We start from the raw sequence: 19,988 nt of genomic DNA, 5'->3' as shown, positions 1-19,988 counted from the left end.
ACCCTGACGCTCAGTCGAGCGCCCGCCGCCACCCCCTGCTGAAGCGGTCAAGCCGCGCGTAGGCGTCGCTTCGGGGCTTTTCAGCCGACACAAACACATCATGGAGCGCCCCGTCGATACGTTCAACCGTGACCGAGGGACCCAGGCGCAGCGCGGCGCGGGCGATGTCGTCGACGTCGAGCACGGTGTCAGCGCGGGTGAGTTCCTCGCTCCAGCGGCTGGGCAGTGCGGTGCGGCACGAGAGCAAGACACAGATGGGTGCGTCGATCTTCAGCCCCCGGTAGACGAGGTCGTGACCCGCGAGGATCGCGCGCAGCCACCCCGCGTGCACCGGGTGGCTCTGCTCGGGCTTCCACTCGGGGTTAATCCCCGCGACCTCGTCCTTCGGCCCGACCTCTCTCACCGCGCGCATATAGAACCCGTAGTCAAGCTGCGGGATGCCCTCGAGCGGGCTGAACTTTGCGCCGAGGTTCACGATCGGCGCGATCATCTGCCGGCCTCGCGTCGAAAGCTGTAGCTCGAGCCACGGGCTGTTGAGCACGAGCGCATCGGCGATACCGGGGTTTCTACTCGCCCACAGGCTCAGTACGAGCCCTCCCGTCGAGTGGCCGAGCAGCAGCAGCTTGCGCGGCTCCTGGCTGCGGGGCCGCGACGCGCGCATCTCGGCGAGCGCGAACTCGATCTCCGCGTCGTACTGTTCGAGGCTCGAAATGTACCCCGCCGTCTGGCCGGGGCGCAGGCTCCTGCCGTAGCGGCGTAGGTCGAGGGCGAAGAAGCGCGCCCCCTTCGAGGTCCAGTAGCTTGCCAAGTCAGTCTGAAAGAAGTAGTCAGACCAGCCATGAACGTAGAGCACGTCAACGTCTTCGAAGTCCCTGTGCCGCCGGGTCAGGCGCTCCCAGACGCTGAGGGGGGCCGGCAGTGACCGGACGAGGGTCGAGACGAGTGGCCTCGCGGAGCGGCCTTCCCCGCCGTCACCGTCGTCCGCGCGAGCGAACGCCGGGTCGTCGTCGGCCCCGAGCTCGAAGGTGAGCTGTTCAAAGCCCTCGCCGAGCACGTCGGGTCGCCATTGAATCATGCTCACAGTCTATGAGCGCCGAGCCCGCACCGCATTCGTCGAGGTGACGAGCACGTTGCTCGCGACGACGAGCCCGATTCCGAGGAGCTCGTGGGGTGTGAGCTGCTGACCGAGGATGACGAGGCCGACAAGCGCCGCCCACACAGGGTGCATGCTCTGCAGCGTGCTGAACAGCCCGGCGGGGAGCATACGCAGCGCGATAACGTCAATCGTGAACGGCAGCACCGACGACGCGAGCGCGCACACCACGGCAAGACCGATCGCCCACAGCGGGGGCGGGTGCGCGGTGAACCAGGCAATCGCGATCGGGATCCAGATGACCCCAGAGATCAAGCTCGCTGTGGCTGTCCCCTGCATCCCCGGCATCGTCTGCCCGATGCGCCTGTTGAGCAGGATGTACGCTGCCCAGGCCGCCGCAGATACGAGCCCGATCGCGACGCCAAGGAGGTCGGAGGTCGGGCCTGGATTCACAAGGGTCACAACGCCGGTGACCGCGACAAGGCCGCCGATGAGGTCGATGGCGCGGCGTGCGCTCAGGATCACGAGCGCCAGCGGCCCGAGAAACTCGAGCGTGATGGCGAGCCCGAGCCCCAACCTGTCGATCGCGATGTAGACCGTCGTGTTCATGATGCTGAAAACGAGCGCGAGTGCGGTCACTGTCAGCCAGTCTGCCCGCCGCATTGCGCGGAACTTGGGCCGCCCGGCGGGAACGAGCACCGCGGCAGCAACGAGCTGCCTGATAGCTACGACACCGACCGGCCCGATCGCCGGGAAGGCGAGTGCGCCGGTTGCGGCGCCGAGCTGGTTGCCGAGCGAGGCCACCTGAGTGAGGCCGACGCCGCGGCCGAGCGCACTGCCGCTCGCGGGGCGCTGGAGCCCGCCCTGCACTGGAATACTCTGGGTCGTCACGGATCCACAATAGGCCCGTTTCAATGATTCGCATTGTGCAAGTTATGCCGCATGCATACGCTTTATGTATGGAATGGTCACTGCGGGAAATGCGCTGCTTTGTGACGGCAGCGACCTTCGGCACGATCACCGACGCCGCGGCCGAACTGCACATCTCGCAGGCCTCAGCGTCGCGCGCGATCGCCAGCCTCGAGGCCGCGCTCGGGCAGCGGGTGCTCCGCCGCGGGCGCCACGGCTGCGAGCCGACGGCGTTCGGCGAGGCGCTCCTCCCCCAGGCCAGGCGCCTCCTCGCGCAGGCCGACGCCGTAAACACGCTCGCCGACCGAGCGCACGGCAAGCTGCGTCTCGGCTACGCCTGGTCGGCGCTCGGCCGCCACACGACAACGCTGCTGCGCGAATGGCGCTCCGAGCAGCCGGGCATCGACCTGCACTTCGAGCAGCACGGCACCCCAACCTCCGGGCTCGCCGAGGGGCGGTGCGACGTCGCCATCATGCGGAGCCCGCCCGACCCCACAAAGTTCTCAAGCGCGGTCATCGGCCTCGAGCGCCGCTTCGCGGTGTTCTCAGCCGACGATCCGCTCTGGGCGAGACGCCGCACCCTGCGCATGCGCGAGTTCGCAGGCCGCACCGTCGCCGCCGAGGCCCGGTCGGGCACCACGAAGCGTGAGCTCTGGGACGGCGGGCCCGCCCCGGCCGAGTTCATCGCCGTCGCCGACACCGAGGACTGGCTGAACACGCTCTCCGTCGGTGAGGCCGTCGGCGTTTCAGCAGAGGCCACGTCGGTGCATCACGCGCGGCCCGGCATCAGGTACCTCCCGATCACAGACGCACCCCGCATCGCGGTGCGCCTCGTCTGGTGGCGCGACGAAGCACCGGGCGGGCTCGAAGCGCTCGTCGAGCTGGCGACGCGGCTCTACGCCCGGGGCTGACCGCTCAGCGCGCTGCTCCGGCGGTGCCCTACGCTGCCGTGCTCTCGGCGCGAATGGAGTTGATGATCCCGGAGAAATCCTTCCCTGCGCCCTCGCCCGCCGCGAAGTCGGCGTAGAGGCGCTGCGCGAGCAGCCCGAGCTGCGCATCCACGCCCGTTAGCGCGATCATCTGCTCCGCGAGCCCGAGATCCTTCGCCATTAGCGCGCCCGCGAACCCCGGCTCGTAGTCGTTGTTTGCCGGGCTCGCCGGCACCGGCCCGGGAACGGGGCAGTTCGTCGTCAGCGCCCAGCACTGGCCCGACGCGTTGCTCGCTACGTCGAAAAGCGCCTGGTGCGACAGCCCGAGGCGCTCGCCGAGCACGAAGGCCTCCGCAACCGCGATCTGCGAGATGCCGAGAATCATGTTGTTGCACACCTTCGCCGCCTGGCCGAGGCCCGCGCCGCCGCAGTGCACGATCCTGCCGCCCATCGCTTCGAGGGCCGGCATCGCCGCCTCAAAGTCGGCGGTCTCACCCCCGACCATGAACGCGAGCGTGCCCTTCTCGGCCCCCACGACGCCGCCCGATACCGGGGCGTCGAGCGGGCGGTGCCCGGCGGCGACGGCAAGCTCCGCGGCCGCCCTCGCCTCGTCCACCGCAATCGTTGAGCAGTCGAGGAAAAGGGTGCCCGGTCGCGCCGCGGCCAAAAGGCCCGGCCCGTCGCCACCCTCGTAGGCGGCGAGCACGTGCTTCCCTGCCGGCAGCATCGTCACGACGATGTCAGCCCCGCTCGCAGCGTTGGCCGCGGAGTCTGCGATCTCTACCCCAGTCGCCCGGGCGGCCTCGCACAGCTCCGGCACAAGGTCGAAGCCGCGGACGGTAAACCCGGCGCTCACAAGGTTCGCCGCCATCGGCCGCCCCATGTGCCCGAGCCCAACAAACGCAATCGTTGTCATGTTCTCTCCTTCGCCTGCCGTTGTGGTCGCCCTCGCGACCTATCGCTTGCTGCCACGAAGCAGCTCGCGCCCAATGATCGTTCGCATGATCTCGTTCGTGCCCTCAAGAATCTGGTGCACCCGGAGGTCACGCACCACGCGCTCGATGCCGTACTCCTGCAGGTAGCCGTACCCGCCGTGCAACTGGAGGGCTTTGTTCGCCGCGTCGAACGCCGCGTCCGTTGCGAAGCGCTTGGCGAGCGCGCACGAGACAGCAGTGTCACTCGCGCCAGAGTCCATCTTTGCCGCGGCCCGCTCGAGCAGCGCGCGACCCGCCTGCAGGTCGGTTTCGATGTCGGCGAGCGAGAACACGATCGACTGGTTCGCGGCGAGCGGTGCGCCGAACGCGTGGCGCTCCTGCACGTAGGCGACCGCACGGTCGAGCGCCCACTGCGCGCCGCCGATAGCGCAAGCGCCGATGTTCACGCGACCACCGTTCAGCCCGCGCATCGCGATTCTGAACCCGTCGCCCTCCTCGCTCAGACGGTTCGTGACGGGAACACGGACGTCCTCGAAGATGACCTGGCGGGTCGGCTGCGCGTTCCACCCCATCTTGTGCTCGTTCGGGCCGAAGCTGAGCCCGGGCGTATCTTGCTCGACAACGATCGTGCTGATTCCACCCGCGCCGGGGCCGCCCGTGCGGGCCATCACCACGTACACCGCGGCCGCGCCGGCGCCCGAGATGAACTGCTTCGTGCCGTTCAAGACGTACTCGTCGCCCTCTCGGCGCGCGCTCGTCGTGATGGCGGCCGCGTCTGAGCCCGCCCCGGGCTCGGTCAGGCAATAGGCCCCGAGCTGTCGCATCGCGACCATCCCGGGAAGCCAGCGCTCGCGCTGCGCATCATCGCCGAACGTGTCGATCATCCACGCCGCCATGTTGTGGATCGAGATGTACGCGGCGATCGTCACGTCGCCCTTCGCGAGCTCCTCGAAGATCGCGACGGCGTCGAGGCGTGACAGCCCCGAGCCGTATTCCTCGCGCACGTAGATGCCGCCGAGCCCGAGTTCACCCGCTGCCTCAAGCGCGTCGATCGGAAAGATCTTCTTCGCGTCGCGCTCGGCCGCAAACGGGGCAAGCTGCGCGTCCGCGAAATCGCGGACGGCTTCAACGAGTGCCTCACGCTCTTCAGTTGCTGCGTCTGTCATGGCGCTCACTGCATCGTCGGGATGACGAAGCTGGCGCCCTCTTTGGTGCCGGAGGGCCAGCGGCTCGTGACGGTCTTCGTCTTCGTGTAGAAGCGGAAGGAGTCAGGGCCGTGCTGGTTCAGGTCACCGAAGCCCGAGCGCTTCCAACCACCAAACGTGTGGTACGCAATCGGCACCGGGATCGGCACGTTCACGCCGACCATGCCGACGTTCACCCGCGTGGTGAAGTCGCGAGCGGTGTCGCCGTCGCGCGTGAAGATCGCGACGCCGTTGCCGTACTCGTGGTCACTCGCGAGCGCGAGCGCCTCCTCGTACGTTTCGGCCCGCGTGATCACGAGCACGGGCCCAAAGATCTCCTCGAGGTAGATCTTCATGCTCGGGGTGACGTTGTCGAAGAGCGTCGGGCCAAGGTAGTACCCGTTCTCGTATCCCGGCACGACGTGGCCGCGCCCGTCGGCAAGCAGCGTCGCGCCCTCGTCGACGCCGAGCTGGATGTAGTGCTCGACGCGAGCCTTGGCATCAGCGGAGACGAGGGGCCCGTAGTCTGCCGTCTCGTCGAGCGCCGGCCCGATCTTCAGATCGTCGAGCCGCTCGAGCAGCTTCGCCGCGAGCGCGTCGGCCGTCTCCTTGCCGACTGGAACGGCGACGGAGATTGCCATGCAGCGCTCGCCCGCCGAGCCGTAGCCCGCGCCGATGAGCGCGTCGGCGACCTGGTCGAGGTCTGCGTCTGGCATCACGATCATGTGGTTCTTCGCCCCGCCGAAGCACTGGGCACGCTTGCCCTGCGCGGCCGCGGTCTCGTAGATGTACTGCGCGATGGGGGTCGAGCCGACAAACCCGATCGCGCGCACGCGGTCGTCGTGCAGCAGCGCGTCAACGGCCTCCTTGTCGCCGTTCACGACGTTGAACACTCCATCAGGCAGCCCGGCCTCGGTGAGAAGCTCTGCGATGCGCAGCGGCACGGAGGGGTCGCGCTCAGACGGCTTCAAAATGAAGGAGTTGCCAGCGGCGAGGGCGGGGCCGGCTTTCCAGAGCGGAATCATCGCGGGGAAGTTGAACGGCGTAATGCCCGCAACCACCCCGAGCGGCTGCCGCATCGAGTACACGTCGACGCCGGTTCCGACGCCAGTCGAGTACTCGCCCTTCAAGAGGTGCGGCCCGCCAAGGGCGAACTCGACGACCTCGACGCCGCGCTGGATATCGCCAACGGCATCCGCCACGGTCTTGCCGTGCTCTCGCGAGAGCATCCGCGCGAGTTCGGGGGTATCGCGCCCAATGAGGTCGAGGAAGCGCATGAGCACGCGTGCCCGGCGCTGCGGGTTGTACGCAGCCCACTCAAGCTGAGCCTCGGCAGCGTTATCGATGGCGGCGGTCACCTCGGCGGTGCTCGCGAGCGGCACCTGCGCCTGCACCGCGCCGACACTCGGGTCGTAGACGTCGCTGAATCTACCCGAGCCTCCCGCAACGTGTGTGCCACCGATGTAGTGGGTGAGTACTCGCGCTTCACCGGGATGGGGTGGGTGTGCGACAGCAGCCATTGGGCGCTCCTTCGGGCCAGTAGACGTACGACACTCGGGGGCGCTCTTGTGGATCGCTCCCCGGTTGGTTCGAGCGTAAACGAACGATCGTTCTACCGCAACCGTCGCGAGCTGGCGTGTCCCCGCGAAAGGCCTACTCGGGTGAGTGCCCGCGATCCTGACCGCGCGCCCCGACCATGTCGAGCGATAGCGCCGCGTACCGCTCGGCGAGCCCGTGCGGCGTGATATCGCCGTCGAGGCGATACCAGGTGGCGACCGCAATCCCCATATTGATGATCGCGCGGGCGGCCTCGCGCGGATACGGCGTCAGAAACGCGCCGCGCTCGACGCCGCGCTCGATGACGTCGACGAACAGGGCCTCCTGCTCGTCGCGCAGCGCGATGACCCGCTCGCGCCCCTCCCCCTCAAGGCAGTGCACCTCCGAGGCGCCGACCCGCGCGTCCTCCTGCCTGACCGTGTGGAACTCGACCCACGCCCGCACGAGCCCGTCGAGCTGGGCCGCGGAGTCATCCTCGGGCGCAGCAGCGACGCGCGCTCGCGTGCTCGCGAGCACGTCCCGCAGCGTAACCGTCATGACCGCTTGCAGCAGCTCCTGTTTGCTCGCGAAGTGGTGGTAAATCCCGGCGAGGCCGATCTGGGCCTCCGCCGCGATGTCACGCATCGAAGCTCCAAAGTACCCGCGAGCGGCGAAGCTCTTGAGCGCGGCCGCAACGACCGAGGCGCGGGAATCCTCGCCACGGGCGCGGCCGCGGGCGCCCCGTTTCTCGGTGCTCTTCTCATCGACGCTAGTCACGCCAACACACTACCGCGCCGGTCGCCGGTCGCCGGGCCAGCCCCAGGCCGCGATCCTGACCCTGCGTGCGGCGCTTGCTTTCACGCGCCGGGGCCACGATCACGCGATTGTTTCGATGTGCATCGGCGGTGGCCAGGCGCTCGCGGCGCTACTGCGCCGAAGGGAGGCGTAGGCGCCGGACCCTTGTGTTTCCGGTGAACCGGGGATAGGAATGGTGGTGGGAGAGCGCGTGGTGGTGAGCCAAGCAACCCAAAGGAGTGGCAATGACGCCAGGAGACAAGACGTGGTCGAAAGCTGCCGAAGAGCTCGCAGAACTCCGCACCATGTGGCCAGCAGACGTACCCCGAGAGCTCACAGACCCGTGGCCGGGTGACGGCCTCAACGATTACCTGCAGCGGTGGTCGAAAGAGCGGGCGGGAGTCACCGCGATCCATTTCTACGGGACTGACATTTCCTACGCCGAACTCGAGAACTCCGTTGGAGCGTTCGCCGGGTGGCTGCGCGGCCGCGGCGTTGGCCCCGGTGATCGCGTCGGGGTGTTTCTTGGCAACTGCCCGCAGCTCACCATCGCGATGCTCGGAATCCTGCGGATTGGTGCCGTGTACGTTCCGGTGAACCCCATGTTCAAGGCGCGCGAACTGGCGTATGAGCTCGCCGATGCCGGCGTCGCCCTCCTGCTCACTCACCCCTCTCTCGCCAAGGTCGTTGACGCGGCAAGGCTCGTGCCGCCCGAGGACTTAGCCGGGGCGGCGCTGCCAAGCGTCATGCCAGTTCTTGAGGTCGCACTCACATCGCTGGGAGACATGATTCGTGGGGAGGCGTCTCCCCCGCCCCCGTTCACCATCGACCGAGCGGCGCACTCGGCTTCGCCGAGCGACTGGCCGGCGATCATGGCATCCGTTCCCGTTCCGCCGATCGCGTGCGACCGCGATGCCCTTGCCGCGCTGAACTACACGGGAGGGACGACGGGAATGCCGAAGGGGTGCGAACACACCCAGGGGCACATGGTGTACACCGCGATCAGCACGCTGCTCGGGCAGGGCAGGCAGCCTGGGGCGCTCAGTCCCCGCACCGGCAAGGTGCACGTCTCCCTCGGGTTCCTTCCGATGTTCTGGATCGCCGGTGAAGACATGGCGATGCTCAACCCGCTCATCGATGGCTCCACCGTTGTCATGATGACCCGGTGGGACGCGGCAACTGCGCTCACGCTCATCGAACAGCAGCGCGTGACCTGGGTCGCGGCGCAGGCCGACAACTACGTTGAACTACTCGAACTCCCCCAGTTCAGTCAGGCTGACACGTCTTCGCTCGAGGCGTGCGTCGCGATCTCGTTCGTGAGGAAGCTGGATGTTGAGCTGCGACGGGAGTGGCACGCGGCCACGGGGGTTCTCCTGCACGAAGCGTCCTACGGAATGACCGAGACGCACACGGCCGATACATTCACGCACGGGCTGCACGCTGGCAACCAAGACCTTGCGGCGACACCGACGTACTGCGGGTATCCCGTGCCCGGCACATCGATCGTTGTTGTGGATGATGACCTCAGCCCGGTTCCCGTCGGTATCCCCGGCCAAATTCTCGTGAAATCGCCGTCGGTGCTGCGCGGGTACTACATGAAACCCGAAGCAACGAGCGCCTCGCTCATCGACGGTTGGCTGTTGACTGGCGACACCGGCGAGTTCGACGCTCGGGGCGGGCTCTCGTACCTTGCGCGCAGCAAGGAAATGATCAAGGTGAATGGCATGAGCGTCTTTCCCACCGAGGTCGAGACCCTCATGAAGTCGCACCCGAGCATCGCGCGCATCGCCGTCGCCCCGCGCGACGACGCGAGCTCGGGCCAGCGCCCCGTTGCGTTCGTTGAGCTCGCCCAGAGTCAACGAGTCTCCCCGGCCGAACTCAAGCTGTGGGCCAAAGACCACATGGCGAGTTACAAGGTGCCCGACATCGTCATCGTTGACACGATGCCGATGACCGCAACCGGCAAGATACGCAAGGTCGAGCTCATGAAAGGGATTTCAGCACAGTGACAACGCTGCTCGTCGCCAACCGAGGTGAGATCGCTGTTCGTGTGATTCGAACGGCCAAAGAAATGGGGATCACGACGGTCGCTGTGCATCCCCGTGATGACGCAGAGAGCCTGCACGTGCGGCTTGCTGATCGAGCGATTGAGCTGACCGGTATCGGCCCGGCCGCCTACCTCGATTCAGACCAGCTGGTCGCCGCCGCGAAGCGCACGGGGGCGAGGCTCGTTCACCCCGGATACGGCTTCCTCGCGGAGTCGGCAGACTTTGCCAGCCGCTGCCGAGAGGCCGGCCTCACCTTCCTCGGCCCGTCGCCCGAAGCCCTCGCGCGGGCCGGGTCGAAACCGGAGACCCGAGCGCTCGCGGTCGAGCTCGGCATACACGTGCCCGCGGCCACCGGGGTTCTCAGTGATGGCGCAGCCGCGCTTGAACTGCTCGACGCGAACCCCGCAGGCGTGGTGCTCAAGGCGGTCGCCGGTGGAGGAGGGCGCGGCATCGCGATCGTCACCTCGCGCGAGGAGCTACCTGACGCGCTCGCCCGGTGCCGTGCGGAGGCTCTCCACGGCTTCGGTGACGATCGCGTGTTCGCCGAACAGCTGCTGACGGGGGCACGACATATTGAGGTTCAAGGCATCGGCGGCCCGGATGGCGTGAGCATTCTGGGAGACCGTGATTGCTCGTTACAGCGGCGCCGACAGAAACTCGTCGAGATCGCCCCGGCGCCGTACCTCGATTCTGGCGTGCGCGCCGAGATCCACGATGCAACGCGACGACTGCTCCACGCCCTGCGATATAAGGGGCTCGCCACCGTTGAGTTTCTCGTCACCGGCTCTGAGTGGGCTCTCCTCGAGATCAACCCGAGGATTCAGGTCGAGCACACTATTACCGAGGCAATCACCGGGTTTGATCTCGTCGAGTGCCAGATCGAGCTGGGGCTCGGGCGCACGCTGCGGAGTCTCGGCCTCACAGACGACGCGGCGGTTCCGGGGTCGGAGGGAGCCGCTTGCGCGATTCAGCTTCGCATCGCGGCCGAGACGATGGGCCCTGAAGGCTCACCGAAGCCGAGCTCCGGGCCGGTCTCGCAGCTCGGTTTTCCGACGGGCCCTGGTGTGAGGGTCGATACCTGGTTGCAGCCTGGCGCCACCGTCGGCCTGCTGTATGACACGCTGCTCGCCAAAGTTGTTGTGGCTGCGCGTGACCCGGAGGGGGCGCTGCGGAGGGCGCAAGCTGCCATCAACGAGTTCGTGTGCGTCGGCGTTGATACGAACGCCCCGTTCCTCTCAGCTGTGCTGGAGATGGCGGTACTTGGTCGCTGCGATACAGGTTGGATCGATGACCACATGCAAGAGCTTCTTGCGCGGAGTGCGGAGGTCTCATCGCATTTCTTGGGTAGCCCTGGTATTGCCCGGGCGGGTGAGCCGGCGGCAGCTGGGCCCGCGGCAGCTGTCGCTGAGTCTCGGCGCGATGCCGCGACCTACGAGTCGCTCACTCCGGGTGAGGAAATCGTCGTTGCACCGGTCAGCGGCACCGTTGTCTCGCTGGTTATCTCCCCCGGCGAGCTGGGGCTCATCGAGTCGATGAAGATGCACCACCCGATCCCTGCCCCGCCGCACGCGCGAGCTCGGCCACTCGTCGCCATCGGTGACACCGTCACGGCTGGTCAGCCTGTCTTTGCCGTGTTTCCCGACGGGCCCGTCTCGAGTGAGCACGATTCGGTGACCAGTGCTCCGCATCCCGGTATCGCGGAGGTGAAGGAACGTCACGAACGGGTTCTTGATGCGGCGCGGCCAGCCGCGGTCGCGAAGGTCCACGCCAGGTCACGACGCACCGCACGGGAGAACCTCGCTGATCTCGTTGTTCCCGGATCGTTTGTCGAGTATGGCCCCCTGGTGATCGCGGCGCAGACAGCTCGGCGCCCCCTCGCAGATCTGATCGACCACACGAGCGGCGATGGCCTCGTTGGGGGTATTGGTCTGGTCAATACCCCCGCAGGCCCTGTTCGCGCCGTCGTGATGAGCTATGACTATATGGTGCTGGCGGGCACTCAGGGGGCCCGCAACCACGCCAAGACCGACAGGCTGCTCCAGGTCGCCTCGTCGAGACAGTTACCCGTCGTGTTGTTCGCTGAGGGCGGCGGCGGCCGGCCCGGTGACACGGACGTGCCGCCCGGCGCTCACCTCAACGTACAGACGTTCGCGGAACTCGCGGCACTCAGGGGCCGTGTTCCGATCGTCGCTATCGTGTCCGGAAGGTGTTTTGCGGGGAACGCCGCCCTGGCTGGAGTCGCAGACCTCATCATTGCCACGGCCGACGCGAACATCGGTATGGGTGGGCCGGCAATGGTTGAGGGTGGTGGCCTCGGGAAGTGGACCGCCGAGGACATTGGGCCGGCGGCACTGCACGCCCGCACCGGCGTCGTGGATGTGCTCGTCGAAGACGACGCAGGCGCCGTTCTGGCGGCCCAGCAGTTCCTGGGGCACTTCCGCGCCCGGACCCCCTGTCGTTCGTCGCGCCAGAGTTGACTGAGGCAAGGTCTGCGGTTCCAAGCGACAGACTCCGTGCCTTCGACATGCGCTCGGTCATCAGGAGTGTGGTCGATGAGGAGTCGTTTGTGGAGTTTCGCCGGGAGTACGCCCCGGGAGCGATCACCGGCATCGCCCGGGTGGCCGGCGTCCCCGTCGCGCTCATCGCGAACGACAACCACCACCTTGGCGGCGCGATCGACGTTGACGCAGCACGCTCGTTCGTTGATTTGCTCGAACTCGCGGAGGCTCACCGCTTCCCCGTCGTGTCGTTCATCGATACGCCAGGTTTCATGGTTGGCCCTGAGGCGGAGCGTGAGCCCGGCGTCAGAGCGTTTGGGAAGCTGTTCGTCGCCGGTGCGCGGCTTTCGGTCCCGCTTGGGGCGGTGGTAGTCAGGAAGTGCTACGGACTCGGCGCTATGGCGATGTCGGCCGGTTCATCGATCTCAAGCCAGTTCACGGTTGCCTGGCCGAGCGGAGAGCTGGGCCCGATGGGACTAGAGGGTGGCGTGAGGCTCGGCTACGCGAAGGAGCTTGCGGGCGCCGCCAGCGAGGCCGAACGGGAGGCGCGCTTTGAGGAACTACTCGCTCAGGCCTACGAACAGGGACGAGCGATGTCGGCGGCGATGATGTTTGACGTAGACGATGTGATCGACCCCGCCGATACCCGAACCTGGATCACGACCCTCACCTAACGCCGGCCTCGGGACAGTGTTGGCTTGGGCGCAGCGTTCACCGGGGGGCGGTGCCACGGATGTACCCGCCCTGCACCGATGCACCCACTTTGCACGCGTTATTTCCGGGTGCATCGGTCAACACCGGGTACATCGGCGCGGCCAACCCAGCTTGAATCGGAGATGGGGGTGGACAGGCCGGTGTGCGGGAGGTTTTTGGGCGAGCAGTGTCTAGTCGGGCGTGTCGCGGAGGTTTTGGGCACCGTCAACTCCTGGACCCCCCGCACGGCCGGGTCGGTTCGAAGAAACAAAAATGCCCCGCCGTGAGGCGAGGCATTTCGTATATTTTGTTGTGGATCCTGGGAGAATCGAACTCCCGACATCCTGCTTGCAAAGCAGGCACTCTACCAACTGAGTTAAGGACCCGTTGTGAATAACACTACCGGTTTTCGCGGATTTTGTGAAATTCAGTGGGGCTACCAGGACTTGAACCTGGGACCTCTTCATTATCAGTGAAGCGCTCTAACCACCTGAGCTATAGCCCCTTGACCAAGAGACAACATTACCGGTTCCGAGCAAGAATGCGAAATCGAGTTGCCACTTTTGGTCTAATTGCTCGAGAAACCGAGCTGGAAACCGCCCAGAACGCGGACCAGCAGGTTGTACACGAGCGAACCGATCGCCCCAAGGGCGGTGCCGACGATGGTGTTGAGCACACCGACCACGACCGAGAAGAACGCGACCTGCGGGAAGCCGATGAACTTCATCAAGCTGTTGTCTTCACCCACAATGTCCATGAAGAGCGCGTCAACGCGACCGAAGACGCCCGTCGTCTGCAGCACAACGTAGACCAGAATCGCCGTCACGATGCCAACGATGGCGAGACAGATCGACACGAGGAAGGAGAACTTCACGGCCGACCAGAAGTCAACGTAGACGAGCTTCAGGCGTACCTGTTTCGCCGGGGCTTTCTTGCGAGTCTTCTTCGCAAGCCGGTCTGCGACTGTGTTACTCATTCACGTCTTCCTTGTCTACGGAGTTCTCCGCGTCGGACTCCCCCGAGTCCCCTTCGTCAATGGCGCGCTCGGCGTTTCGGGCGATCCCAATAATACGATCACCTTCTGGGAAGCGAGCGAACACCACTCCCATGGTGTTTCGTCCCTTCGCCGGCACCTCAGCGACGCCGGATCGAACTACCTTACCGCTCGCAAGCACAACGAGAACCTCATCGCCCTCATCCACGATGAAGCCGCCAGCGAGATCACCGCGGGTCTCATCAAGCTTCGCTACCTTGATGCCGTAGCCGCCGCGCTGCTGCACGCGGTACTCGCTGACCGCGGTGCGCTTCGCGTAACCGCCCTCAGTAACGACGAACACGTAGCCCTCATCATCGCTGAGTCGCGACGCCGCAAGCAGTGCGTCACCGTCACGGAAGTTCATGCCTCGGACGCCGCTGGTCGACCGGCCCATCGGGCGAAGTGCCTGATCAGTTGCGGTAAACCGAACGGACATACCCTGTCGTGAGATGAGCAAGATGTCGTCTTCGGCGCTCGCGACGAGTGCTTGAACGAGCTCATCGCCCTCACGCAGCTTGATTGCGATAATGCCGCCTGTACGGTTCGTGTCGTACTCGGTGAGCGGGGTCTTCTTCACCAGGCCGTCGCGCGTCGCGAGCAGCAGGTAGCTCGCGTCGTCGTAGTGGCGCAGGTCGAGGATCTGCGTGACTTGCTCGTCGGGAGCGAGCGCGAGCAAGTTCGCGAGGTGCTGTCCCTTGGCGTCACGGCCGCCCTCTGAGACCTCGTATGCCTTCGCACGGTACACACGGCCGGTGTTGGTGAAGAACAAGAGCCAGTGGTGCGTGGTGGTGACAAAGAAGTGTTCGACAATGTCATCCGCGCGCAGCTGAGCACCGCGCACGCCCTTGCCTCCGCGGTGCTGCGAGCGGTAGTTATCGATGCGCGTGCGCTTGACGTAGCCGCCGCGGGTGACAGTAATGACCATTTCCTCTTCAGGAATCAGGTCTTCCATCGACATGTCGCCATCGTAGCCGTGCAGGATCGTGGTGCGACGGTCGTCCCCGTAGCGGGTGACCAGCTCGTCGAGCTCCTCAACAATGATGCCGCGCTGCTGCTCAGGCGATGCGAGAATGCCCTCGTACTCCTTGATCAGCGCCTCGAGCTTGGCCGCGAGGTCGAGGATCTTTTGCCGCTCGAGCGCGGCGAGGCGACGCAGCTGCATGGCGAGAATCGCATCGGCCTGGATCTGGTCGACGTCGAGCAGCGTGATGAGGCCCTCGCGAGCGTCGTCAACGGTCGAAGAACGCCTGATCAGGGCGATAACCTCGTCGAGGGCATCGAGCGCCTTCAAGTAACCGCGCTGAATGTGCGCCTCAGCTTCGGCCTTCTGCAGTCTGAACTGCGTGCGGCGGACGATGACCTCAACCTGGTGCTTCACCCAGTAGGTGATGAACCCGTCGATCGCAAGCGTCCGCGGGACGCCGTCGACGATCGCGAGCATGTTCGCGCCGAAGTTCTCCTGAAGCTGCGTGTGCTTGTACAGGTTGTTCAGCACGACCTTGGGGATGGCATCGCGCTTCATCACGATGACGAGGCGCTGGCCGGTGCGGCCACTCGTCTCGTCGCGAATGTCGGCGATGCCCTGGATCTTGCCTTCCTTGACAAGGTCGGCGATCTTCACCGCGAGGTTGTCGGGGTTCACCTGGTACGGCAGCTCCGTCACAACGAGGCAGGTGCGGCCCTGGATCTCCTCGATGTTGACGATGGCGCGCATCTTGATGGAGCCGCGGCCCGTCCGGTACGCGTCCTTAATACCGCTCGTTCCGAGAATCTGCGCGCCCGTCGGGAAGTCGGGGCCCGAGATACGCTCCATGAGCGCGTCAAAGAGCTCCTCACGACTCGCGTCGGGGTTCTCAAGGTGCCACTTTGCCCCCGCGGCAACCTCACGAAGGTTGTGCGGGGGAATGTTTGTCGCCATACCGACGGCGATACCGACGGAGCCGTTGACAAGCAGGTTCGGGAACCGCGAGGTCAGAACCGTCGGCTCCTGGGTACGACCGTCGTAGTTGTCCTGGAAATCGACGGTGTCTTCGTCGATATCCCGCACCATTTCCATGGCGAGCGGGGACATCTTGGTCTCGGTGTAACGGTGGGCAGCGGCGCCGTCGTTGCCGGGGGAACCGAAGTTGCCCTGCCCGAGCGCGAGCGGGTAGCGTAGCGACCAGGGCTGCACGAGCCTCACGAGCGAGTCGTAGACGGCCGTGTCGCCGTGCGGGTGGAACTGGCCCATGACGTCGCCGATGACACGGGTGCACTTCGAGAACGCCTTGTCAGGGCGGTACCCCCCGTCGTACATCGTGTAGATCACGCGCCGGTGAACCGGCTTCAGCCCGTCACGCACGTCGGGCAGGGCGCGCCCGACGATCACGCTCATCGCGTAGTCGAGGTACGAGCGCTGCATCTCGACGTTGAGCTCGACCTGATCGATGCGGCCGTGGTTGGCCTCGATCTGAGGCCCGCCCTCGGTCTCCTCGGTCACGTCTTCTGGTGTGGTGTTTTCAGATGTCAAGGAAGCGCACGTCCTTCGCGTTCTGCTGAATAAAGCTGCGGCGTGCCTCTACGTCCTCGCCCATCAGCGTGGAGAAGAGCTCATCGGCAATCGCCGCATCGTCCATGGTTACCTGCAGAAGTGTGCGGGTGTCCGGGTTCATCGTGGTGTCCCACAGCTCCTCGTGGTTCATCTCGCCGAGGCCCTTGTAGCGCTGAACGCCGCTCTCCTTCTGAAGGCGGCGACCGGCTGCGGCACCGGCCTCGAGGCGCTCATCACGCTCGGCATCGCTGTACACGTATTCGTGCTCGGCGTTCGTCCACTTAATCCGGTACAGCGGAGGCTGCGCGAGGTAGACGTACCCGAGGTCGATGAGCGGACGCATGTAGCGGAAGAGCAGTGTGAGCAACAGCGTCGTGATGTGCTGGCCGTCGACATCAGCGTCGGCCATGAGCACGATCTTGTGGTACCTGACCTTCTCGGGGTCGAACTCTTCGCCGATGCCCGCGCCGAACGCGGTGATCATCGCCTGGACCTCCGCGTTGCCGAGTGCGCGATCGAGTCGGGCCTTCTCGACGTTAAGAATCTTGCCCCTGAGCGGGAGAATTGCCTGGGTCTCCGGGTTGCGGCCGGTCTTTGCTGACCCACCTGCGGAGTCGCCCTCGACGATGAAGATTTCTGAGACAGTCGGGTCCTTGCTCGTGCAGTCCGACAGCTTACCGGGCATTCCGCCGGATTCGAGAAGCCCCTTGCGTCGCGCGGTCTCGCGCGCTTTGCGCGCGGCGAGGCGGGCGGTTGCTGCCTGGATCGACTTCCGAATGATGTCTTTTGCGGGGCCGGGGTTACGCTCAAACCAGTCACCAAGCTGGTCGCCGACAACCTTTTGGACAAATGCCTTTGCCTCGGTGTTTCCGAGCTTGGTCTTCGTCTGCCCCTCGAACTGCGGTTCCCCGAGCTTCACTGAGACGACAGCAGTAAGCCCCTCGCGTACGTCTTCACCGGAAAGGTTGTCATCCTTTTCTCGAAGAATATTCTTCTCACGGGCGTAGCGGTTCACGAGCGTCGTCAGCGCAGCGCGGAACCCCTCCTCGTGCGTACCGCCCTCATGGGTGTTGATCGTGTTTGCGTACGTGTGGACGCTCTCTGAGTACGAGGTTGTCCACTGCATCGCGATCTCGGCCGAGATCTTGCGCTCCGTATCTTCGAGCTCGAAGGAGATGATTTCCTCGTTCACGAGCTCAGCACGCTTTGCGGTGTTGAGGTGCTGAACGTAGTCCTCGATACCGCGCTCGTACATGAACTCGTCAGAAGGAGCGGCCGGCTGCACGAGCTCACCGCTCTCGTTCTCCACGGGCTCCTGCGGTCGCTCGTCGGTGAGCGTAATCTTTAGCCCCTTGTTCAGGAAGGCCATCTGCTGGAAGCGCGTGCGCAGCGTCTGGTAGTCGAACTCGATGGTCTCGAAGATGTCAGCACTCGGCCAGAACGTAATGGTGGTGCCGGTGTCGTCCGTTGGCTCGCCCTGGGCGAGAGGCGCGTCAGGTACGGAGTTTGTGAACGACATGTTCCACGTGAAACCTTGACGCTTCACCGAGACGGCGAACTTCGTTGAGAGCGCGTTCACGACAGAGGAGCCGACACCGTGCAGTCCGCCAGACACCGCATATCCGCCGCCGCCGAACTTACCGCCGGCGTGCAGAACGGTGAGCACGACCTCAACCGTCGAGCGCCCCTCAGTCGGGTGCATGTCGACGGGAATACCGCGACCATTGTCAATGACCCGCACTCCCCCATCCGGGAGGATCGTGACATTGATCGTGTCGCAGTAGCCAGCGAGCGCCTCGTCGACGGAGTTGTCCACAATCTCATACACCAGGTGGTGGAGACCACGGGGCCCGGTCGAGCCGATGTACATTCCGGGCCGCTTGCGAACGGCGTCGAGTCCCTCGAGGACCTGGATCTCTCCAGCGCCGTACTCCTCAGCCGCAGTTTGTTCTAAAGTCATATTCTGATGCACACTCTCCCGGATAACCACGGGCCATTCTTGGCCTGAGGCACACTTCATCCCAAGTCTATCAAGAATCGGCCCGCAAAACGGCTTTCCCGTGCCGCTCACAGGCGTTTTTTCCGAAGGATCGTCCCCGAAAAATGCCCGCAACTCGTCGAATGGTGACGAGAAGGCTATCCGTAGGTGTCTCGAGGGCCACGTCCGGGTACCACGCGCGGTCCGTGACGCCACGATGGCGCTCCCGGAGCCCTGAATCGGAGATCTCGAATCTCCGAGTCCGGGTACTCGTTGAGGAGCCGAGTAAGCATCTCGGCCCGGAGTCGACGAAGCTCGGTTGCCCAGGTCGTCGAATCGCATTGAATCTCAAGAATGCCATCTCGAATTCCGGTGACAGCTGTGTGCTCCGCCGTGGCTTCGCCCACAAATGTGGGCCACTCCTCAATAATTCTGGCTTGCTCAAGCTCGCTCGACCAGCCCATGTCAACGACGACAGTTTCCAGCACCGATCCGAGCGCCTTGGGGTCTCGCCCTCCCCCGAACGGGCGGGATAACGGGTCGTCACCCGCGCGACGCGGCTTTCTGCGCTGAATCTTTCCGCGCCACACGCCCTTCGCGCGCAGATAGGCGGCTGTTGAGAAGCTCTCCAGTGGGCTACTCAACGGTATCCCGCTCACGAAGCGTCCCCGCGACAACCTCGGTCCGGTGCCAATCCAGGCCTTCAGGAACATCCGACTCAACGGCAGCCGTAACGATCACCTGCTCAAACTCGCTCACGACTGACATCAGCCGCTCACGGCGTCCACGATCAAGCTCAGCGAAGACGTCGTCGAGAATAATCACGGGATCCCCCGCCGGTGACTCATCCCGAATAACGGAGGCCAAGGCAATCTTGAGCGCAAGGGCGAATGACCAAGACTCGCCGTGGCTCGCGTAGCCCCGCACGGGAAGGTCGTTCAGTGAAAGGGAAAGGTCGTCGCGATGCGGCCCAACGAGGGTCACGCCCCGATCGAGCTCTTTTCCTCGCATCGACTGAAGTGCGCGGCGAAAATCGGCTTCGAGCGTTTCACGTGAAACGTCAACGGAAGCCACTTCACTCGAGTCGCGTGTTTCACGTGAAACGTCGGAGCGCCCCGTACCCTCGTAGACGGACTCACTGAGGGAAATGGAGGGGGCGTGGTCGGCGTCGACAAGGTCCGTGTATGCGAGCCGAAGTGGAGCGCCAAGGTCTTCAACTAGCTCTCGCCGCGCCAGCATGATCTTCACCCCGTGCTCAATGAGTTGCTCGTCCCAGATCTCAAGAGTGGACTGGAGCGCCGCTGCCCCCTTCCCCATTCCCCGCGCGGACTTCAGAAGCGAGGTGCGCTGGCGAACGACGCGTTCGTAGTCGGCGAGTACTCCCGCCGCAATGGGGAGCCGAGCGATGAGCGCATCGTCCATGAACCGTCGCCTCCCAGCCGGCTCACCACGAACAATGCTGAGGTCCTCTGGGGCAAACATGATTGAAGTGAACCAGCGCGTGAGCTCACGGGCACGGACGGAGTTTCCATTGACTTGGGCCCTATTGGGGCCCGATCGGTTGATCTGGGCCTCGAGCACAACGTCTCGCTCACCCGCGGCGACCCGCATCCGCATAATTGCGGCAGTCTGGCCCGCTCGAATCATCGCCGAATCGGACGAGACTCTGTGTGAGCGAAGCGTCGCGAAATAGGAAATGGCCTCGGCAAGGTTCGTCTTCCCTTGGCCATTCTTCCCCACAATCAAGTTGGGGCCTGGGTAAAGCTCTAGCTCTGCGGCACTGTAGTTGCGAAAGTCGCTGAGCGAAAGATGAGCGACCCGCAT

15 protein-coding genes and 2 tRNA genes are annotated in these 19,988 nt (G+C 65.0%); 4 read left to right on the top strand and 13 right to left on the bottom strand.

Annotation, left to right across the window (positions count from 1 at the left end; all coding sequences use genetic code 11):
- Positions 1-10: 10 nt before the first annotated feature.
- Entirely contained in the window at positions 11-1,075 is a 1,065-nt protein-coding gene (locus FB468_RS11245) for an alpha/beta hydrolase (RefSeq protein WP_141887420.1), read from the bottom strand.
- Positions 1,076-1,084: 9 nt separating this feature from the next.
- A complete protein-coding gene (locus FB468_RS11240) occupies positions 1,085-1,984 on the bottom strand; it encodes an EamA family transporter (RefSeq protein WP_246055853.1) in 900 nt (299 codons plus the stop codon).
- A gap of 68 nt (positions 1,985-2,052) precedes the next feature.
- Between FB468_RS11240 and FB468_RS11235 the strand changes: the two genes are divergently transcribed.
- Complete coding sequence (locus FB468_RS11235) at positions 2,053-2,913, top strand: LysR family transcriptional regulator (protein WP_141887419.1); 861 nt, start codon at positions 2,053-2,055, stop codon at positions 2,911-2,913.
- Positions 2,914-2,941: 28 nt separating this feature from the next.
- Here the strand turns inward: FB468_RS11235 and mmsB are convergent, their stop codons facing one another.
- The 4 genes from mmsB to FB468_RS11215 all read right to left on the bottom strand — a co-directional run bounded on the left by mmsB (position 2,942) and on the right by FB468_RS11215 (position 7,363).
- Positions 2,942-3,847, bottom strand: coding sequence for a 3-hydroxyisobutyrate dehydrogenase (gene mmsB, locus FB468_RS11230; protein WP_141887418.1), 906 nt, complete (start codon positions 3,845-3,847; stop codon positions 2,942-2,944).
- 39 nt (positions 3,848-3,886) lie between these two features.
- A complete protein-coding gene (locus tag FB468_RS11225; protein WP_141887417.1) occupies positions 3,887-5,032 on the bottom strand; it encodes an acyl-CoA dehydrogenase family protein in 1,146 nt (381 codons plus the stop codon).
- Between the two features lie 5 nt (positions 5,033-5,037).
- Positions 5,038-6,570, bottom strand: coding sequence for a CoA-acylating methylmalonate-semialdehyde dehydrogenase (locus tag FB468_RS11220; protein WP_141887416.1), 1,533 nt, complete (start codon positions 6,568-6,570; stop codon positions 5,038-5,040).
- Positions 6,571-6,703: 133 nt separating this feature from the next.
- Positions 6,704-7,363 (bottom strand): TetR/AcrR family transcriptional regulator, encoded by a 660-nt coding sequence (locus FB468_RS11215; RefSeq protein WP_141887415.1) that lies wholly within the window; start codon positions 7,361-7,363, stop codon positions 6,704-6,706.
- Between the two features lie 263 nt (positions 7,364-7,626).
- Here FB468_RS11215 and FB468_RS11205 point away from each other — a divergent pair, with 263 nt between their 5' ends.
- From FB468_RS11205 to FB468_RS17575, 3 genes are read left to right on the top strand one after another with little or no spacing between them, the layout of a single operon-like run.
- Positions 7,627-9,390, top strand: a complete 1,764-nt coding sequence (locus tag FB468_RS11205) for an AMP-binding protein (RefSeq protein WP_141887414.1) — start codon at positions 7,627-7,629, stop codon at positions 9,388-9,390.
- Positions 9,387-11,906, top strand: a complete 2,520-nt coding sequence (locus FB468_RS11200; protein ID WP_211359123.1) for an ATP-binding protein — start codon at positions 9,387-9,389, stop codon at positions 11,904-11,906. The genes FB468_RS11205 and FB468_RS11200 overlap by 4 nt, the downstream gene beginning before the upstream one ends.
- A 47-nt stretch (positions 11,907-11,953) precedes the next feature.
- Positions 11,954-12,601, top strand: a complete 648-nt coding sequence (locus tag FB468_RS17575) for a carboxyl transferase domain-containing protein (RefSeq protein ID WP_281290279.1) — start codon at positions 11,954-11,956, stop codon at positions 12,599-12,601.
- A gap of 332 nt (positions 12,602-12,933) precedes the next feature.
- Here the strand turns inward: FB468_RS17575 and FB468_RS11195 are convergent.
- The 7 genes from FB468_RS11195 to recF all read right to left on the bottom strand — a co-directional run bounded on the left by FB468_RS11195 (position 12,934) and on the right by recF (position 19,988).
- Positions 12,934-13,006 (bottom strand) — tRNA-Ala (locus tag FB468_RS11195).
- Between the two features lie 45 nt (positions 13,007-13,051).
- Positions 13,052-13,125, bottom strand: a tRNA-Ile gene (locus FB468_RS11190).
- A 63-nt stretch (positions 13,126-13,188) separates the two neighbouring features.
- A complete protein-coding gene (locus tag FB468_RS11185; RefSeq protein WP_141887413.1) occupies positions 13,189-13,596 on the bottom strand; it encodes a DUF3566 domain-containing protein in 408 nt (135 codons plus the stop codon).
- Positions 13,589-16,135 (bottom strand): DNA gyrase subunit A, encoded by a 2,547-nt coding sequence (gene gyrA / locus FB468_RS11180; protein ID WP_246055965.1) that lies wholly within the window; start codon positions 16,133-16,135, stop codon positions 13,589-13,591. The genes FB468_RS11185 and gyrA overlap by 8 nt, the downstream gene beginning before the upstream one ends.
- A gap of 19 nt (positions 16,136-16,154) precedes the next feature.
- On the bottom strand, positions 16,155-18,146 hold the full coding sequence (gene gyrB, locus FB468_RS11175) for a DNA topoisomerase (ATP-hydrolyzing) subunit B (protein WP_141887411.1): 1,992 nt from the start codon (positions 18,144-18,146) through the stop codon (positions 16,155-16,157).
- Positions 18,147-18,322: 176 nt separating this feature from the next.
- Complete coding sequence (locus tag FB468_RS17570) at positions 18,323-18,877, bottom strand: DciA family protein (protein WP_141887410.1); 555 nt, start codon at positions 18,875-18,877, stop codon at positions 18,323-18,325.
- The gene (gene recF / locus FB468_RS11165) at positions 18,801-19,988 is read right to left on the bottom strand and encodes a DNA replication/repair protein RecF (protein WP_141887409.1); all 1,188 of its coding nucleotides are present in this window, start codon (positions 19,986-19,988) and stop codon (positions 18,801-18,803) included. The genes FB468_RS17570 and recF overlap by 77 nt, the downstream gene beginning before the upstream one ends.

Origin of the sequence: Leucobacter komagatae, assembly GCF_006716085.1 — a bacterium.
Lineage (GTDB): Bacteria > Actinomycetota > Actinomycetes > Actinomycetales > Microbacteriaceae > Leucobacter > Leucobacter komagatae.
Note: the sequence above shows the minus strand (reverse complement) of the source record. Positions and strands in the feature narration are given on the sequence as shown.

Coding starts and splice junctions, on each gene's coding strand:
- FB468_RS11205 (WP_141887414.1), top strand. CDS start 7,627: ATGACGCCAGGAGACAAGACGTGGTCGAAAGCTGCCGAAGAGCTCGCA.
- FB468_RS11185 (WP_141887413.1), bottom strand. CDS start 13,596: ATGAGTAACACAGTCGCAGACCGGCTTGCGAAGAAGACTCGCAAGAAA.
- FB468_RS11235 (WP_141887419.1), top strand. CDS start 2,053: ATGGAATGGTCACTGCGGGAAATGCGCTGCTTTGTGACGGCAGCGACC.
- FB468_RS11220 (WP_141887416.1), bottom strand. CDS start 6,570: ATGGCTGCTGTCGCACACCCACCCCATCCCGGTGAAGCGCGAGTACTC.
- mmsB (WP_141887418.1), bottom strand. CDS start 3,847: ATGACAACGATTGCGTTTGTTGGGCTCGGGCACATGGGGCGGCCGATG.
- FB468_RS17570 (WP_141887410.1), bottom strand. CDS start 18,877: ATGTTCCTGAAGGCCTGGATTGGCACCGGACCGAGGTTGTCGCGGGGA.
- FB468_RS11245 (WP_141887420.1), bottom strand. CDS start 1,075: ATGATTCAATGGCGACCCGACGTGCTCGGCGAGGGCTTTGAACAGCTC.
- FB468_RS11225 (WP_141887417.1), bottom strand. CDS start 5,032: ATGACAGACGCAGCAACTGAAGAGCGTGAGGCACTCGTTGAAGCCGTC.
- gyrB (WP_141887411.1), bottom strand. CDS start 18,146: ATGACTTTAGAACAAACTGCGGCTGAGGAGTACGGCGCTGGAGAGATC.
- FB468_RS17575 (WP_281290279.1), top strand. CDS start 11,954: ATGCGCTCGGTCATCAGGAGTGTGGTCGATGAGGAGTCGTTTGTGGAG.
- recF (WP_141887409.1), bottom strand. CDS start 19,988: ATGCGGGTCGCTCATCTTTCGCTCAGCGACTTTCGCAACTACAGTGCC.